Annotated in this window: 13 protein-coding genes and 1 pseudogene; 5 read left to right on the top strand and 9 right to left on the bottom strand. The window is 61.7% G+C overall.

The genetic code is table 11. The features are described 5' to 3' along the window. Positions 1-85 precede the first annotated feature (85 nt). The 7 genes from LRS56_23365 to LRS56_23335 all read right to left on the bottom strand — a co-directional run bounded on the left by LRS56_23365 (position 86) and on the right by LRS56_23335 (position 8,753). Positions 86-1,276 (bottom strand): DUF3426 domain-containing protein, encoded by a 1,191-nt coding sequence (locus tag LRS56_23365; GenBank protein WDU61709.1) that lies wholly within the window; start codon positions 1,274-1,276, stop codon positions 86-88. Positions 1,277-1,306: 30 nt separating this feature from the next. Then, entirely contained in the window at positions 1,307-2,185 is an 879-nt protein-coding gene (prmA, locus tag LRS56_23360; GenBank protein WDU61708.1) for a 50S ribosomal protein L11 methyltransferase, read from the bottom strand. 280 nt (positions 2,186-2,465) lie between these two features. Further along, positions 2,466-3,827 carry an acetyl-CoA carboxylase biotin carboxylase subunit gene (gene accC / locus LRS56_23355; protein WDU61707.1) on the bottom strand — a complete coding sequence of 454 codons (1,362 nt, stop codon included), beginning with the start codon at positions 3,825-3,827 and terminating at the stop codon, positions 2,466-2,468. A 17-nt stretch (positions 3,828-3,844) separates the two neighbouring features. Then, positions 3,845-4,306, bottom strand: coding sequence for an acetyl-CoA carboxylase biotin carboxyl carrier protein (gene accB / locus LRS56_23350; protein ID WDU61706.1), 462 nt, complete (start codon positions 4,304-4,306; stop codon positions 3,845-3,847). 24 nt (positions 4,307-4,330) lie between these two features. Beyond that, positions 4,331-4,786: a type II 3-dehydroquinate dehydratase gene (aroQ, locus tag LRS56_23345; GenBank protein ID WDU61705.1), complete on the bottom strand. Its 456-nt coding sequence runs from the start codon at positions 4,784-4,786 to the stop codon at positions 4,331-4,333. Between the two features lie 281 nt (positions 4,787-5,067). Beyond that, complete coding sequence (locus LRS56_23340) at positions 5,068-7,029, bottom strand: methyl-accepting chemotaxis protein (GenBank protein ID WDU61704.1); 1,962 nt, start codon at positions 7,027-7,029, stop codon at positions 5,068-5,070. Between the two features lie 53 nt (positions 7,030-7,082). Then, the gene (locus LRS56_23335; GenBank protein WDU61703.1) at positions 7,083-8,753 is read right to left on the bottom strand and encodes a PleD family two-component system response regulator; all 1,671 of its coding nucleotides are present in this window, start codon (positions 8,751-8,753) and stop codon (positions 7,083-7,085) included. Positions 8,754-9,051: 298 nt separating this feature from the next. Between LRS56_23335 and LRS56_23330 the strand changes: the two genes are divergently transcribed. The 5 genes from LRS56_23330 to LRS56_23310 all read left to right on the top strand — a co-directional run bounded on the left by LRS56_23330 (position 9,052) and on the right by LRS56_23310 (position 14,288). Then, positions 9,052-10,119, top strand: a complete 1,068-nt coding sequence (locus LRS56_23330; GenBank protein ID WDU61702.1) for a DUF2333 family protein — start codon at positions 9,052-9,054, stop codon at positions 10,117-10,119. A gap of 2 nt (positions 10,120-10,121) precedes the next feature. Then, entirely contained in the window at positions 10,122-10,658 is a 537-nt protein-coding gene (locus LRS56_23325) for an NUDIX hydrolase (protein ID WDU61701.1), read from the top strand. A gap of 183 nt (positions 10,659-10,841) precedes the next feature. Next, positions 10,842-11,213 carry a translation initiation factor Sui1 gene (locus tag LRS56_23320; GenBank protein WDU61700.1) on the top strand — a complete coding sequence of 124 codons (372 nt, stop codon included), beginning with the start codon at positions 10,842-10,844 and terminating at the stop codon, positions 11,211-11,213. Between the two features lie 143 nt (positions 11,214-11,356). Next, the gene (gene speA / locus LRS56_23315) at positions 11,357-13,270 is read left to right on the top strand and encodes an arginine decarboxylase (GenBank protein WDU61699.1); all 1,914 of its coding nucleotides are present in this window, start codon (positions 11,357-11,359) and stop codon (positions 13,268-13,270) included. A 154-nt stretch (positions 13,271-13,424) separates the two neighbouring features. Then, the gene (locus tag LRS56_23310) at positions 13,425-14,288 is read left to right on the top strand and encodes an alpha/beta hydrolase (protein ID WDU61698.1); all 864 of its coding nucleotides are present in this window, start codon (positions 13,425-13,427) and stop codon (positions 14,286-14,288) included. Here the strand turns inward: LRS56_23310 and LRS56_23305 are convergent. Then, positions 14,282-14,455: pseudogene (locus LRS56_23305) on the bottom strand (M91 family zinc metallopeptidase). The gene LRS56_23310 and the pseudogene LRS56_23305 sit on opposite strands and share 7 nt — an antisense overlap. Positions 14,456-14,703: 248 nt before the next feature. Beyond that, positions 14,704-16,053, bottom strand: a complete 1,350-nt coding sequence (locus LRS56_23300) for an MATE family efflux transporter (GenBank protein ID WDU61697.1) — start codon at positions 16,051-16,053, stop codon at positions 14,704-14,706. Positions 16,054-16,165 lie beyond the last annotated feature (112 nt).

The raw sequence follows: 16,165 nt of genomic DNA, 5'->3' as shown, positions 1-16,165 counted from the left end.
GAACAGTTATTTCTTTATCGCCGCCGGTTTGGTTGCGCAAAGCCCAGTCAAGAATCCGCCGTCAAGCCTCACGGCATCGGTCAGCTCACTCGGGCGAGTGAAAGCTCAGGCTGTAATTCACGGCTTTGTTGCCCGGGTCGAGAATGTCCAGGGAGATATGGATCGGGGTCTGCGATGGCATTTCGCTTACGCCGGCCAGCTCGCCGCTCAGGTATTCGGCGGGTTTGAAGCGACGACTGGCGATCAGGCCGCCGTTCAAATCGGCAAAACGCAGCTCCAGCAGCGGAAAGGGCTGGGAGAAAGTCGCCCGGTTGTAGATGATCGCATCCACCACCAACGCTCCGGCGAACTCCGGGTGGCTGCGCACCACCAGGTTGCTGCTCTTGATGTGGGCGATATCGACCCGCGACGGCACGGTGCAGCCCAGTGTGGGGCACAGTTCCTGAAACCAGGGGCGGTAGGCGTCCTGGCGGGCCAGGTCGTCGAATTGGTAGGCGATGTATTGGCCGGCAAGGCCGCCAGCGGCGATCAGTACCAACAATAGCCAGATCAGGCGACGGCCCCAGCCCGAGGGGCGCTTCTGCGCGTAGAGGTGCAGCGGGTCGTCTTCCAGGTCCTGGAGCATGTCGTCGTGGACACCGGCTTCGGGGCGCGGGCGCTTGCGACGGGGTTGGGGGCGCTCTTCGGGTTCCGGCTCGTCCGCAGCCTTGGTCAAGGGCGTGAACGGCGGGTCGATGTCGTCATCGTGATCGTCAGGGGCTGAGCGCAGCGGCGGCTCATCGTCGATGTCGTCGAGGCGAAAGGACATCGACGGTTCGGTGCGCTGACGTGTCGCAGGTTCGTCTTCGGGCGCTTGCGGGCGCTCCTCGGGCGGCTCGCTGAACAGGCTAGCGGCCCATTTTTCTTCCTCGGCCTTGACGGTGCCGCGAGTGGCGCTGAGGGAATCTTCAGGTTGCCGACGGTCGGTGCTCGCCTGGCGGCGTTCCAGCTTGGCCAGCTCTTCGTCCAGGTCCAGGTTGTCCAGGTCCAGCTCTTCGGCGCTCCACTGTTTCTGGCTGATGGCGCGCGGCAACTCAGGCGTCAGCTCAGCGACCGGCTCGGCAGCGGCAGGCTGCGCAGGCGCCTGGGCGCGCTGCTCCAGCAACTGGCGAGCGGCGTTGAACACTTGCAGGCATGAGCCGCAGCGCACCACGCCACGCGCCACGCTCAACTGAGCGTGGCTGACGCGAAAGCGCGCTTGGCAATGCGGGCACTGGGTGACAAAACTGTCGGTCATGCGGCCATCCGATTCAGGCAAGCGCTCATTCTAGCGCCGACGCCCGCTGATGCGTACCCAGCCATCACGGTTAGCGATCGGGTCCAATTCGAAATCCTTGGCGTACGCCGCCGCCACGTCGTCACCCTGTTCGGCGAGGATGCCCGACAGGGCCAGGCGGCCGCCCGGCTTGACCAGGCTCGACAGCTGCGGCGCCAGCGACACCAGCGGCCCGGCGAGGATATTCGCCACCAGTACATCGGCCTGCACCTGGGGCAATTGCTCCGGGAGGTAGAGTGGGAATTTGCCTTCAGGAATGTGGTTGCGCCCGGCGTTGTCGCGGGAGGCTTCCAGGGCTTGCACGTCGATGTCGGTGCCGACGGCTTCCTTGGCGCCCAGCAGCAGCGCGGCAATCGCCAGGATCCCCGAACCGCAGCCGAAATCCAGCACGTGGCTGTCGGTCAGGTCCTGGCCGTCGAGCCATTCCAGGCACAGTGCGGTGGTGGGGTGGGTGCCGGTGCCGAAGGCCAGGCCCGGGTCCAGCAGCAGGTTGACGGCATCCGGTTCCGGTGCGGCGTGCCAGCTCGGCACGATCCACAGGCGCTGGCCGAAACGCATCGGCTGGAAGTTATCCATCCAGCTGCGTTCCCAGTCCTGATCTTCGATGATTTCGCTGTGATGCTCGGGCAGCGGGCCGCCGGTGAGCAGTTCCATATGGGCCAGGACGGCGGCGGCATCGGTGCCGTCTTCAAACAGGGCCAGCAGGTGGGTGTGGGACCACAGCGGTGTGGTGTTGAGTTCCGGTTCGAAAATCGGTTGGTCTTCGGCGTCCATGAAGGTCACCGACACGGCGCCGACTTCGAGGAAAGCGTCTTCGTAGGTTTCGGCTTGTTCTGGGCTGATGGCGAGACGGACTTGCAGCCAAGGCATGGCGGGCACCTTTGAAAAAATGAATGTGCGACGAGTGGGTCGCGAAAGGGCGCAAGTTTACGCGAGCGGCGGGCATAAGACGACTGTACTGCGGGTGTACACAGAACAAAATGTGGGAGCGGGCTTGCTCGCGAATGCGCTGGGCCAGTCAATATATCCGTGACTGACACGCCGCATTCGCGAGCAAGCCCGCTCCCACAGGGGGAATGCATCCATCCAGAAAAGGGGGTGCCGCACAAACAACAAAACCGCCCGAAGGCGGTTTTGTTGGGTGGAGCACTTACTGGTTGGCCAGCTTGTGTTCCAGGTAGTGAATGTTCACACCACCTTCGCAGAAGCCTTCATCACGAACCAGGTCCCGATGCAGCGGGATGTTGGTCTTGATGCCGTCTACCACGATTTCGTCCAGGGCATTGCGCATGCGGGCCATCGCCTCGTCGCGGGTGGCGCCCCAGGTGATCAGCTTGCCGATCAGCGAGTCGTAGTTGGACGGAACCTTGTAGCCGCTGTACAGGTGCGAATCCACACGTACGCCGTTGCCGCCGGGCGCGTGGAAATGCTTGACCAGGCCAGGGCTTGGGATAAAGGTTTTCGGGTCTTCGGCGTTGATCCGGCACTCCAGGGAGTGGCCGTGGAGCTTCACGTCGTCCTGGGTAAAGGACAGCACGTTGCCGGCGGCGATGCTGAGCATCTCCTTGACGATGTCGATACCGGTAACCATCTCCGACACCGGGTGCTCTACCTGCACGCGAGTGTTCATCTCGATGAAGTAGAAACGGCCGTTCTCGTACAGGAACTCAAAGGTACCGGCGCCACGGTAGTTGATGTCGATGCACGCCTTGACGCAGCGAGCCAGCACTTCCTGGCGAGCGGTTTCATCCAGGCCCGGTGCCGGCGCTTCTTCCAACACCTTCTGGTGACGACGTTGCAGCGAGCAATCGCGGTCGCCCAGGTGGATGGCGTGGCCCTGGCCGTCGGACAGTACCTGAACTTCCACGTGACGTGGGTTGGTCAGGTACTTTTCCAGGTAGACCATCGGGTTGCCGAACCAGGCGCCCGCTTCGGAGCGGGTCTGCTTGGCGGCTTCGATCAGGTCTTCTTCCTTGTGCACCACACGCATGCCGCGACCACCACCGCCACCGGCGGCCTTGATGATCACCGGGTAACCGACTTCACGACCAATGCGCAGGGCGGTTGCCTCGTCTTCCGGCAGTGGGCCGTCGGAGCCAGGCACGGTTGGCACGCCGGCGGCGATCATGGCGTCCTTGGCCGACACCTTGTCGCCCATCAGGCGAATGGTTTCGGCTTTCGGACCAATGAAGGCAAACCCGGATTTTTCCACCTGTTCGGCGAAATCGGCGTTTTCCGCGAGGAAGCCGTAGCCCGGGTGGATGCCATCAGCGCCGGTCACTTCAGCAGCGGCGATGATGTTCGAGACTTTCAGGTACGAGTTCGTGGCCAGTGGCGGGCCGATGCAGATGCTTTCGTCCGCCAGTTTCACGTGCATCAATTCGGTATCGGCCGTCGAGTAAACAGCGACGGTCTTGATGCCCTCTTCCTTACAGGCGCGCAGGATACGCAGCGCGATCTCGCCGCGGTTGGCGATCAGGACTTTTTGCAGTTTCTTCGCAGGTTTCAACATCGAAGGCGCTCCGCGGTTCAAACGATGGTGAACAGCGGCTGGTCGTACTCAACCGGCTGACCGTTTTCTACCAGGATGGATTCGATGACACCGGCTTTTTCAGCCGTGATGTGGTTCATCATCTTCATCGCTTCAACGATGCAGATGGTGTCGCCCACTTTCACGGTTGCGCCGACTTCAACGAAGGCTGGCGAGGTCGGTGCCGGGGTGCGGTAGAAAGTACCGACCATTGGCGACTTGACCACGAAACCGTTCAGCACTGGAGCAGCCGGGGCGGCTGGTGCAGCTGCAGCAGCAGGCGCGGCGGCCGGAGCAGCAGCAGGCGCCGGTGCTTGCATTTGTGGCGCGTAGAACTGTTGGGCCGGGGTCTTGCTGTGACGGCTGATCCGTACGGACTCTTCGCCTTCCTTGATTTCCAGCTCGTCGATACCGGATTCTTCCAGCAGCTCGATCAGTTTCTTAACTTTACGGATATCCATGAATCATCAACTCCCAAGGGTCGGTCAGGGGCGCTTGGCCGGTTGTTCAAGTTGTTCCAGGGCGGCCTCCAGGGCCAGTCGGTAACCGCTGGCGCCAAGGCCGCAGATCACACCTACCGCTACATCGGAGAAGTAGGAGTGATGGCGGAAAGCTTCGCGTTTGTGCACGTTCGACAAATGCACTTCGATGAATGGGATGCTCACCGCCAGCAGCGCGTCACGTAATGCAACGCTTGTATGCGTAAAAGCGGCGGGATTGATCAGGATAAAGTCCACGCCTTCGCCACGCGCGGCATGGATGCGATCAATCAATTCGTACTCGGCATTGCTTTGCAGGTAGAGCAAATGGTGGCCGGCTTCACGTGCCCGTCGTTCCAGATCGAGGTTGATCTGTTCCAGGGTAACTGCCCCGTAGACGCCCGGTTCACGAGTGCCGAGCAGGTTCAGGTTGGGTCCGTGAAGAACCAGTAAGGTCGCCATCGGCTGTTCCTTGTTATTGATGTGGGTACGACAGAACCCGGCGACTATGCCGCAAAGCCTTTGTGACTGTCCAGTTCTATGCAGTAGCCAGCACGATTAGCGAGGATAGCGCGAAATTTGTGACCGTGAGTCTGACTTTGGTCAGTGTGGGAGCGGGCTTGCTCGCGAATGCGCTGGGTCAGTCACCTCATGTATCAGCTGACAAACTGCATTCGCGAGCAAGCCCGCTCCCACACTGACCAAAGTCAGACTCACGGTCACTCACTTGGCGCGAGATCGGGTCAGACGCGAAACGCCTGGACCGCCGTATTGAGCTGCCCGCCCAGCACCAGCAAGTGCTCCCCCTGGCTGCGACCCTGGCCGATACGCAGCAAATTATCTTCACCCAACTGGTGAATCCGCTCGCTGTTATCGCGAATCTCACTGACGGCACCACTTTGCTGTGCGGTCACATCGGCGATGCGCACGGCCGTGTCGGAAATGGTCTGGATCGCACCGACGATTTCATCCAGCGCACCATCCGCCGCCTGGGCTTGCTGGGCGGTGGCTTCGGCGTGCTCGACCTGGGCGCGCATGCCTTGCACCGATTGGTGCGCGGCGCTTTGCAGGCCGGCGATCAAGGTCTGGATTTCTGCGGTGGCACCGGCGGTGCGCTGGGCCAGGGAACGGACCTCGTCGGCGACCACGGCAAACCCTCTGCCGGCCTCACCGGCGCGGGCGGCTTCAATTGCTGCATTGAGGGCCAGCAGGTTGGTCTGGTCGGCAATGGCGCGAATCACTGTCAGTACGCCGCCGATGGTGGCGGATTCTTCGGCGAGTTTTTCGATCATTTGCGCGTTTTGCTGCACTTCGCCCACCAGGGCATGCAGCCCGGTCAGGCTCAGGCCGATCACCCGCTGGCCTTGCTCCACCGCCTGGCCGGCGCTGCGGCTGGCACTGGCGGCCTGGCTGGCATCGCCAGCCACTTGCTGGATGGTCGCCTCCAGTTCACCCAGTGAATCACGGATCTGCGCAGTGTCCCCGGCCTGACGCTCGGCACCATCGTGCAAGCCACTGCTCAGTTCAGCCAAGGCGCGGCTGCTGCCGGCGACCTCCTCGGCATTCCCGCGAATGGTGCCCACCAGGTCGACCAGGTAGGCGCGTAAACGGTTGAGAGAAGCTTCGATATCGCGCAATTCGCGGTTGGTCTTGCCCAGGGCAATCGGCTGGCCGAAGTCGCCTTCGGCCCATGTCGACAGGGCCGGTGCGAGGTTGGTGAGCACGCGGGCCAGCTTCCTTTGCAGGGTGTCGATCAGCAGCGCGATCAGCAGAATCAGGCCGATCATTACCCCTTGCATCAGGCGCACTTCACCCTGGATCTTGCCGTGTTGGGCGCGTACTACCGGTTCCAGCCCGGCGATGGCTTGTTGCACGGCGTTGATTTTCAGGTGCGTGGCGGCGGCCAGGTCGGCGCGTTGCTGGATCTGCTCGCGGGTGCGCTTGAGTTCGGCGGGGTAGCGGGTCAGCAGGCTATTGAGTTCGCGCTTGAGGTCGACGCCGGTGTCCTGGGCTTCGGTTTTTTGGCTGTTTTCCAGGCCCATCAGCGCGGAAAAATCATCGGCGCTGGATTCGGCGCTGGCCTTGACGCCCAGCAGCGGCAGTTGCTCCAGCAGGTCGGCCTGGCTGCGGATATTGCCGACTTCACGCTCCACGTCGTCGGCCAGTTCCGCACGCCCGCTGCTGACCAGCTTGTCGCGGGCCAGCGACAGCCTGCTCAGGTGCTGGGAAGCCGCCAGCAGCGGCGGCAGGTAGCGCGCCGCTTCCGGGGTATTTACGCCGGTTGCGTACTGGCTCAGCTGATCCAGGTTGGCGCCCAGTTCTCGCTCGGCTTGCAGCAGCAAGGCTTGTGGGTCGCCGGCCAATTTGCCGGCCGCGAGCAGGTCGGTTTTGCTGAAGGTGTCCAGGTTGGCCAGACTGGGGCGCAGGCTCTGCGCGAGGTCGGCGGGCAGTTCATCCAGATGTTGCAGCAGGTTTTCGAGGCTTTGGCTGGCGCTGCTCAAGCGCAGCGCGTCGCCACTGGCGAGGTAGTCGTCGATATTGCGGGCGGCCTGGTTCTGGAAAGTCTGCGACAGGCCGAGGTAGCGTTCCATCAGCAAGTAAGGGCGCTCCAGCGCCCGCTGCGACCACCACAGCGTCGCCCCCAGCGCCAGGCACACGGCCACCAGAAGAAGGGTGTTGAGATTGGTCAGCAGCTTCAGGCGCATGCGTGGTTTCAACCGACAGCAAAAGATAAGTGCCTGAAGTTATTGCGTTTTCATTACAGGGTTATGACGGAATCACTCGATTCCGGTGAAAAGATGGCACTTTGCTTTGATGTGCGTGCGGCCTGTACGCGATTGCGTCCGGCATCCTTGGCGCGGTACAGCGCCTCGTCGGCCTGGGCGGCCATCATCAGGCTGTCGGAGCCGTCGCACAGCTCCACCAGGCCGGCGCTGAAGGTGCACCACAAATCCTGCGGCTGGGCCGGGTAGTGGATTTCGGCAAAGCGTCCGCGGATTTCATCCAGCACCTTGCAGGCCGATTCGAGGTCGGTGTCGGGCATCACGATGGCGAACTCTTCACCGCCGTAGCGCCCGATGTAGTCGGTCTTGCGCAAACGCTGTTTGAGAAACAGCGCCAGGCTCTTGATCACACGGTCGCCCATCGGGTGGCCGTGGCTGTCATTGACTCGTTTGAAGTGGTCGATGTCGAGCATGGCAAAGCTCAGCGGCTTGTTCTCGCGGCGGGCGCGGAAGCTGCAGTCTTCGAGCAATTGCAGGATGTGGGTGTGGTTGTACAACCCGGTCAGGCTGTCGCGCACCATCCGCGCCTTGAGGTTGCGCGCACGCGCGGCGCGGTTGCGTACGGTGGTGATCAGGTGGCGTGGCTTGATCGGCTTGGTGAGGAAGTCGTCGCCGCCTTCGCTCATGGCGTCCAGCTGCTTGTCCAGGTCATCTTCGGCCGACAGGTAGATGATCGGCACGCTGACGTAACGGTCGTTGTGGCGAATCACCTTGGCCAGTTCGGTGCCGGTACAGGCCGGCATATACATGTCGAGGATGATCAGGTCGGGCTGGAAATCCGCCAGCTCGGCCATGGCCTGGATCGGCTCGATCAGGGTGCGCGTGACGATTCCGGCACTGTTAAGCAACCGTTCGGTATGCAGCGCCTGGGCCCGCGAATCATCGATGATCAGCACTTTATAGGGTTCGTACTGGGCGACGCAGGTCAGCACCTCGATCTTTTCCAGCAGGCTTGAGGCTTCCAGCGTACCGGTGAGGAATTCCTGGCCCCCGGCGCGCACGGCGGCCAGGCGAGTGGGCGTGTCGGTTTCATGCAGGCTGAAAAACAGCAGCGGCAGTTTTTGCTCCAGCCCTTCCTGGGCTTCGGCGGCGAGCTTGAGGCCCAGGCCGGTGCCACAGAAATCCACGTCCATCACAATCGCCGAAGGCAGGCGTTCGGCCATCGACGCACGAAATGCCGCCACGCTGTCCAGGGACTGGGCACTCATGCCAAAAAATTCCAGCTGCTTGGCCAGGCGCTCGGCCCGGTCGTGGTCGGCGAGCATCACATAGATCGGCTTGCGCATCGGTGGCAGGAAGGTTTGTTCCAGCTGGTCGCCCTGGCGCAGGCCGGTGCGGGACAGGCGCTGCATCAGGCGATTGAGTTCGGTGATCAGCTGGCTGCTGAGGCGGCCGCGATTTTCGTCCACTGCCTTGAGGGATTCACCGATGTGCCGTGCCAACTGGCCGTGTTCCGGCTGTTCGAAACGCTCGGCAAAGCGCAGCAGGCGCAGGTTGGCTTCGCTGAGTTCGCAAAGGTCGGCGCTGGACCACTCGCTGCGTTGCAGGCGCTGCCAGATCTCAAGAATTTGACGTGCCTGATGAATTACCCGCTGGGCAAAGTGTTGCTTGAGGCGCTCACGGCTGGGGTCTTCTGGCTCGGTCATATCCTGACTACTAGTTAGGGTGCATGCTGAGGTCGACTGATGGCTCTATGCTAGCACCTCTTTTCCATGGGATGAGTGTCATATGTCAATTAACTGCGCGTCCTTCATATTCAGTTATTGACCCAATGGTCGCGCAGCGTAAAAAACGTGCATCCTTTATAGTCGAACGCCTCCCGTGTGCCAGTCTGATTAAAAGCACCGCACTGGCGGGCACGATGGGGTAGGGTTGTGGTCGGAGTGTTTGAACGCACGCCGCCTTTTTAAGTGCATGAACTCAAGTGATTGAAAGGATATCGCCATGCTGGACTGGAAAAACCGCGCAGGCAGTGCCAAAGGCCCCGCCCCTGAGCCCAAGTCGGCCAACCGCAGCTATTTTCGTACTCTGCTGATGAGCCGGGCCGTGCTCAGCGTGCTCGGCCTGTACCTGCTGGTCGCCGGTGCCCTGGGCTGGTACTGGAGCGAAGAGCCGGCGCTGTTCCCGGTCCAGCAAAATGCGCAGATTGCCGCCGAGAAGGAAGGCAAGCAGATGGTGGTGGGCTTTACCACCGTCGAAACCCTCAAAACCGTGGTCGGCACCTTGCTGAACAAGCCCGGTGGCTACATTTCCAACGACCGCTTCCCGCCGGGCCTGTGGATGGACAACATGCCGAGTTGGGAATACGGCGTGCTGGTGCAGGTACGCGACCTGACCCGCGCCCTGCGTAAAGACTTCGCCCGCTCCCAGTCGCAGTCGGCGGAAGATGCGGATTTGGCCAAGGCCGAGCCGCGCTTCAACTTCGACAACAAGAGCTGGGTGCTGCCCTCCAGCGAGTCGGAATACCAGGAAGGCATCAACTCCCTGAGTCGCTATGAAGCACGTCTGTCGGACCCGAACCAGCGCGGTGCATTGTTCTATGCGCGTGCCGACAACCTGAACAACTGGCTGGGCGACGTCGCCACCCGCCTGGGTTCGCTGTCGCAACGCCTGTCGGCCAGCGTGGGCCGGGTCAAATTGAACACCGCACTCAAAACCGAGGCCCTGGCGCCGGGTGAAGTGCCGCAGGTCGATGAAGAAGTGGTGGAAACCCCATGGATGCAGATCGATAACGTGTTCTACGAAGCCCGTGGCCAGGCGTGGGCCTTGTCCCACCTGCTGCGTGCCATCGAAGTCGACTTTGCCGATGTACTGGCCAAGAAGAACGCCACCGTCAGCGTGCGCCAGATCATTCGCGAGCTGGAAGCCTCGCAGGAACCGGTCTGGAGCCCTATGATTCTCAACGGCAGCGGCTTTGGCGTATTGGCCAACCACTCGCTGGTGATGGCCAACTATATTTCCCGGGCAAACGCTGCAGTGATCGACTTGCGTCAGCTCCTCAACCAGGGTTGATGATGGACGCTACTCAAAACGAGGCCGCACACCGTGCGGCCTCTGATGCCGAACTGATCTGCTGGGTCGACGAGCACGACACGCTGCTCGGCCACCTCGTCAGGTCCGACCTGCGCCAGCGCGGCCTGATCGGTCGCTGCACTTTTATCTTCCTATTCAATTCGGCCGGCGAGCTGTGTGTGCATCGGCGCACCCTGAGTAAAGCCCTGTACCCGGGGTTTTGGGATACGGCGGCGGGCGGGATGGTCGCGGCAGGGGAGTCCTATGCGGTGTCGGCCGCCCGTGAGCTGGAAGAGGAATTGGGTGTAGGCGGCGTGGAGCTGGTCGAACATGACCATTTCTACTTTGAGGATGGCGACAGTCGGCTCTGGTGCACATCCTACTCCGCGATCTGGGATGGGCCATTGCGCCTGCAGCCCGAAGAAGTCATGGAAGCGCGCTTTTTACCGCTTGAAGTGGTGCTGCAAGAGGCTGAACAAAAGCCTTACTGCCCGGACGCCCAGGAGGGCTTGCGCCGCTATCTGGCGTCACGTCGCTAAAGTTGCATAAATTGGCGCGATTTGGCTCTTAGCAAGCCGGCTTTTTGCCGTTACACTGCGCGACTTTTCACCCGAACCGCCTTGGTGGTTCGGTAGCGCTGCCCCTGCCTGAGTGGGGCTTCGCGGTCGGTAATTGCCCCTTGCGGGTACCGATCAGTCTTTATCCTCCCAAGAGGATTGCCGGTGGCCAAAAAAGCCGCATCCTTCGCCGCCCTTGGTGGCCTGGTATTTTCCACCGATGCAGGTCGACACTGCCCGGACTGTCGTCAGCCCGTGGGTTCGTGCACCTGCAAACAAACCCTGATCCCTGAAGGCGACGGCATTGCCCGTGTGCGCCGCGAAAGCAAAGGCCGTGGCGGCAAGACGGTGACCACCATCACCGGCGTGCCCTTGGCCGAAGACGCGCTGAAGGACCTCGCTACCACGCTGAAAAAACGTTGTGGCACTGGAGGGGCGTTGAAAGACGGGGTTATCGAGATCCAGGGCGATCACGTCGAGTTGCTGTTGGCCGAGCTGATCAAGCTCGGGTACAAGGCCAAGAAGTCCGGCGGCTGAAAGCCTCTTCCCAACCTGTGTCTAAACTCTGTCCTGCGAGTGGGGTCTACCTCTCTTACAGGCAAATCGTCATTTTCATTCTTTAGACTGCGCCAGCCTCTATGAAGGGGCGGCGCTTTCGACTTCATCTATAGGGGACTTCGATGTCCGTACGACGCACACGCAAAGACGATGGCAGCCAATGGACAGTTGCGGACAGCCGCAGTGTTTACGGGATTCGCCATTGGGGGGCCGGGTATTTCGCGATCAATGATGCCGGTCGCGTTGAAGTCCGTCCGAACGGCCCGAACAGCACGCCTGTCGACCTGTACGAGCAAGTGGACGAGCTGCGTAAAAGTGGCCTGTCCTTGCCGTTGCTGGTGCGCTTCCCCGACATCCTGCAGGACCGCGTGCGCCAGCTGACCGGTGCCTTCGACTCGAACATCGAACGCCTGGAATACCAGAGCAAGTACACCGCGCTGTACCCGATCAAGGTGAACCAGCAGGAAGCGGTGATCGAAAATATCATCGCCACCCAGAACGTCTCCATCGGCCTGGAAGCCGGCTCCAAGCCGGAGCTGCTGGCCGTGCTGGCCCTGGCGCCGAAGGGCGGCACCATCGTCTGCAACGGTTACAAAGACCGTGAGTTCATCCGCCTGGCGTTGATGGGCCAGAAGCTCGGCCACAATGTGTTCATCGTGATCGAGAAAGAATCCGAAGTTGAGCTGGTGATCGAAGAGGCCGCGAGCCTCAAGGTCAAGCCGCAGGTCGGCCTGCGCGTACGTTTATCGTCCCTGGCATCAAGCAAGTGGGCAGACACCGGTGGCGAAAAATCCAAGTTCGGTTTGTCGGCGGCGCAGCTGCTGTCGGTGGTCGAGCGCTTCCGCGCGGCGGGCCTGGACCAGGGCATCCGCCTGCTGCACTTCCATATGGGCTCGCAGATCGCCAACCTGGCCGACTACCAGCACGGGTTCAAGGAAGCCATTCGTTACTACGGCGAACTGCGCAACCTCGGCCTGCCGGTGGACCACATCGACGTTGGCGGCGGTTTGGGCGTGGACTACGACGGTACGCACTCGCGTAACGCCAGCTCGATCAACTACGACATGGACGACTATGCCGGCGTGGTCGTGGGCATGCTCAAGGAATTCTGCGACGCGCAAAGCCTGCCGCACCCGAATATCTTCTCTGAAAGCGGCCGCTCCCTGACCGCCCACCACGCCATGTTGGTGGTGCAGGTTACCGACGTCGAGAAACACAACGACGAAATCCCGACCATCGAAAACAAGGAAAGCCTGCCGGAAACCGTGCAATGGCTGGTGGACCTGCTGGGCCCGACCGACATCGAGATGGTCACCGAAACCTACTGGCGCGCCACTCACTACATGAGCGACGTGGCCACCCAATACGCCGACGGTAAATTGACCCTGGCCGAGAAAGCCCTGGCCGAACAGTGCTACTTCGCCGTCTGCCGCCGCCTGCACAACTCGCTCAAGGCTCGCCAGCGCTCGCACCGCCAGGTGCTGGACGAACTCAACGACAAGCTGGCCGACAAGTACATCTGCAACTTCTCGGTATTCCAGAGCCTGCCGGACACCTGGGCCATCGGCCAGGTGCTGCCGATCCTGCCGTTGCACCGTCTCGACGAAGAGCCGCTGCGCCGTGCGGTATTGCAGGACCTGACCTGCGACTCCGACGGCAAGATCAAGCAATACGTCGACGAGCAGAGCATCGAGACCAGCTTGCCGGTGCACGGTCTGAACGAAGGTGAGGACTACCTGCTGGGGATCTTCCTGGTCGGCGCGTACCAAGAGATTCTGGGCGATATGCACAACCTGTTCGGTGACACCGACTCGGTGAACATCTACCAGCGTGAAGACGGTTCGGTGTACAGCGCCGGGATCGAGACTCACGACACCATCGAAGACATGCTGCGCTATGTGCACTTGTCGCCGGAGGAGTTGATGACGCACTACCGTGACAAGTGTGCGAGCGCGAAGATCAGCGCCAGTGAGCGTACGCAGTTCCTCGACGCACTGCGTCTGGGGCTGACGCGGTCTTCGTACCTGTCTTCGTAAGTGAAGTGACCCGGCTCTGATGTGGGAGCCGGGCTTGCCCGCGATGGCGGTGTGTCAGCCGAGCATCGGTTGCATGACACACCGCCATCGCCGGCAAGCCGGCTCCCACATTCGGATCTTCGTTTAGTAGTGCCTTCTGGGTGGGGTCTGAACGATGTCGAGCAAATACCTGCAAGCATTTACCCTGGCATGCGTTGCATTCCTCGCAGCCTGCTCCCCGATCAAAGTGCTCAACGCATTTACTCCCTCCAGCACTTTCACCAAAACCACCTCCATCGCCTACGGCGATGACCCGCGCCAGACACTCGATATCTACCGTCCCGTTACCGCCTCGCCCAATGCCCCGGTCGTAGTGTTCTTCTATGGCGGCAGTTGGAACAGCGGCTCCAAGGAGGACTACGCTTTCGTCGGCGAAGCCCTGGCCTCGCGCGGGATCGTGGTGGTGATTGCCGACTACCGGCTTTACCCGCAAGTGCGTTACCCCGCGTTTCTACAGGACGGTGCCCAAGCGGTGGCCTGGACACACCAGCACATCGCCGGGTACGGTGCGGATCCGCAAAAGCTTTATGTGATGGGCCACAGTTCGGGGGCCTACAACGCCGCGATGCTGGCGCTCGACCCGCAGTGGTTGGCCGGGGTCGGGCTGGCGCCTTCAGTCTTCAAGGGCTGGATCGGGCTGGCCGGGCCGTATGACTTCCTGCCGATTGAAAACCCTGACGTGAAGCCGGTGTTTTTCTTCCCCGACTCTCCGCCTGATTCCCAACCCATCAACCACGTCACCCATGGCGCGCCGCCGAGCCTGTTGATCGCTTCGACGGACGACAACCTGGTCAACCCAACGCGCAATACCGGCGGGCTGGCGAAAAAACTGCGCGCCGCGGGTGTGCCGGTCGAGGTGTTCTATTTCACCAGGACCAGCCATGCAACGCTGGTAGCGTCTATCTCCAAACCCCTGCGCTGGCTGGCGCCCGTGCTGGATCGGGTGACGGGCTTTATCCGATATACGCCCGTTCAATAAACCGTGTGTGGCACCTCATCCCGCAAGTACCGATCACGTAAGGGAACGCCCATTTCCCGGCGCAGGGCGTTCTCGGTGAACGGTGACGAGTTGGTGGTCGTTGGCCGGGTGAGTGGGTTGTTATCGTAATCAAACGGTTCACCATCGGCGATGGTCAGGCCGAGCGCTACTGAACCAGCTGAACAACGTTTCTGTCAGCCGCCCCAATTTAGGTGATGGCATTGACGGGGTCGGTGTTCCAGGCGCGAGGGATACGGCCAGAGGGATGCGGGGAATTAAAGTACTCACGAAGTTTCCTGTTCTTATCTGGCGCTAAGCAGGAAGGTGCGCCAGGCAGGTCCTCTGTGGTTGTCGTCCTTTGAAAGACTCCACCAGAAGTTGTGATTTAGCTAGACCGTTCCTCACTGCCGAGACTTCAGCGCGTGGAACCGCCGAGCCAGCGGTCCTGTTTATTCAACTGCCAGGCAATCATCCAGAGTGTCAGGCTGCGCAGGGCCATGAACAGCAGAAAGGTTATCCACAACCCGTGGTTACCGAGCCCCTGCAGTGCCCAGGCGAACGGCACGGTCAGCAACACCGTCAGCAGCATCCCGTTGCGCATTTCCCGCGCACGTGTGGCGCCGATAAACAGGCCGTCCAACAGGTAGCTCCACACTGCAATCAATGGCAGCACTGCCAGATAGGGCAGGTAGAGGTCGGCGGTTGCGCGCACGTTGGGGATGTCGGTTTGCATGGCGATAAACAGGTGGCCGGCGACGCTGAACAGCAGCGCGAAACCGACACTGGCGATCAGCGACCAGCCGCCGGCGACCACCAAAGAGCGGCGCAGGGACTGGCGATCATGGGCGCCGATGGCGTGGCCGCACAGGGCTTCGACCGCATGGGCCAGGCCGTCCAGCGCATGGGCGGTCAGCAACAGCCCATTGAGCAGCAGCGCATTGGCCGCCACGGTCGCATCGCCCAACCTTGCGCCTTGCACGGTGATCAGGAAAAACACCGATTGCAGCGCGAGGCTGCGGATAAAAATGTCGCGGTTCACCGCCAGCAATGGGCGCCAGCTTTGCCACCGCTTCAGCGCGGCCCAGGCGATATGCCCGGGGTAGGCGCGCAGGGCTTTTTGCGTGAGGGCCAGGCCAAGCAGGGCGCCGGTCCATTCGGCGATGACCGAGGCGCGTGCGGAGCCGACCACGCCCCAGTCCAGGCCGAGTACGAACCACAGGTTCAACCCAATGTTGACCAGATTGGTGGTCAGCAAGATCGCCAGCGGTGCGCGGGCGTTTTGCGTGCCGAGGAACCAGCCGACCAGCGCATAGCTGGCCAGGGCGGCGGGCAGGCCGAACAGGCGGGTGTGGAAAAATTCGCGGGTCAGTTGATTCAGCTCGGGGGAGGGCTGCATCCACTCCAGCGCCAGGTGGCTCAGGGGAATGCCCACGGTGCCCAGCAGCATGGCCAGCCCCAATGCCAGCAACAAACCTTGTAGCAGAATTTGCCGCAGTGCGGCACCGTCCCCGCGCCCGGCGGCCTGGGCGGCAAAGCCGGTGGAACCCATGCGCAGGAAGCCCATGGCCCAGGCCAGGAAGGTATAGAGGCTGGCACCGACGGCTACCGCACCCAGTTGGTGAGCGTGGGGCAGGTGGCCGATGACCATGCTGTCGACCAGCGCCACCAGCGGCACCGAGATGTTCGACAGAATCATCGGCGCGGCCAGCGCCCAGACGCGGCGGTGAGTGGGGCGATGGCGCCAGTCGGTGAGCAGGGTGGTCATGGAGGCTCCTACAAGGGAGTGGCATTGTACCTATCCATCCGCCACGCAGCAGAACCAATGTGGGAGCGGGCTTGCTCGCGAATGTGGTGTATCAGTGATGCATAGATTGACT

Origin of the sequence: Pseudomonas poae (genome assembly GCA_028869255.1) — a bacterium.
In the GTDB taxonomy this organism is placed as follows: Bacteria; Pseudomonadota; Gammaproteobacteria; order Pseudomonadales; family Pseudomonadaceae; genus Aquipseudomonas; species Aquipseudomonas poae_C.
The sequence above is the reverse complement of the archived record's forward strand: the minus strand, read 5'-3'. Positions and strand labels throughout refer to the sequence as shown.

What these genes read in the sequence shown, in the direction of transcription:
- LRS56_23310 (WDU61698.1), top strand. Translation starts at nt 13,425, where the DNA reads ATGTCGAGCAAATACCTGCAAGCATTTACCCTGGCATGCGTTGCATTC.
- LRS56_23330 (WDU61702.1), top strand. Translation starts at nt 9,052, where the DNA reads ATGCTGGACTGGAAAAACCGCGCAGGCAGTGCCAAAGGCCCCGCCCCT.
- LRS56_23325 (WDU61701.1), top strand. Translation starts at nt 10,122, where the DNA reads ATGGACGCTACTCAAAACGAGGCCGCACACCGTGCGGCCTCTGATGCC.
- LRS56_23365 (WDU61709.1), bottom strand. Translation starts at nt 1,276, where the DNA reads ATGACCGACAGTTTTGTCACCCAGTGCCCGCATTGCCAAGCGCGCTTT.
- speA (WDU61699.1), top strand. Translation starts at nt 11,357, where the DNA reads ATGTCCGTACGACGCACACGCAAAGACGATGGCAGCCAATGGACAGTT.
- accB (WDU61706.1), bottom strand. Translation starts at nt 4,306, where the DNA reads ATGGATATCCGTAAAGTTAAGAAACTGATCGAGCTGCTGGAAGAATCC.
- accC (WDU61707.1), bottom strand. Translation starts at nt 3,827, where the DNA reads ATGTTGAAACCTGCGAAGAAACTGCAAAAAGTCCTGATCGCCAACCGC.
- aroQ (WDU61705.1), bottom strand. Translation starts at nt 4,786, where the DNA reads ATGGCGACCTTACTGGTTCTTCACGGACCCAACCTGAACCTGCTCGGC.
- LRS56_23340 (WDU61704.1), bottom strand. Translation starts at nt 7,029, where the DNA reads ATGCGCCTGAAGCTGCTGACCAATCTCAACACCCTTCTTCTGGTGGCC.
- LRS56_23300 (WDU61697.1), bottom strand. Translation starts at nt 16,053, where the DNA reads ATGACCACCCTGCTCACCGACTGGCGCCATCGCCCCACTCACCGCCGC.
- prmA (WDU61708.1), bottom strand. Translation starts at nt 2,185, where the DNA reads ATGCCTTGGCTGCAAGTCCGTCTCGCCATCAGCCCAGAACAAGCCGAA.
- LRS56_23335 (WDU61703.1), bottom strand. Translation starts at nt 8,753, where the DNA reads ATGACCGAGCCAGAAGACCCCAGCCGTGAGCGCCTCAAGCAACACTTT.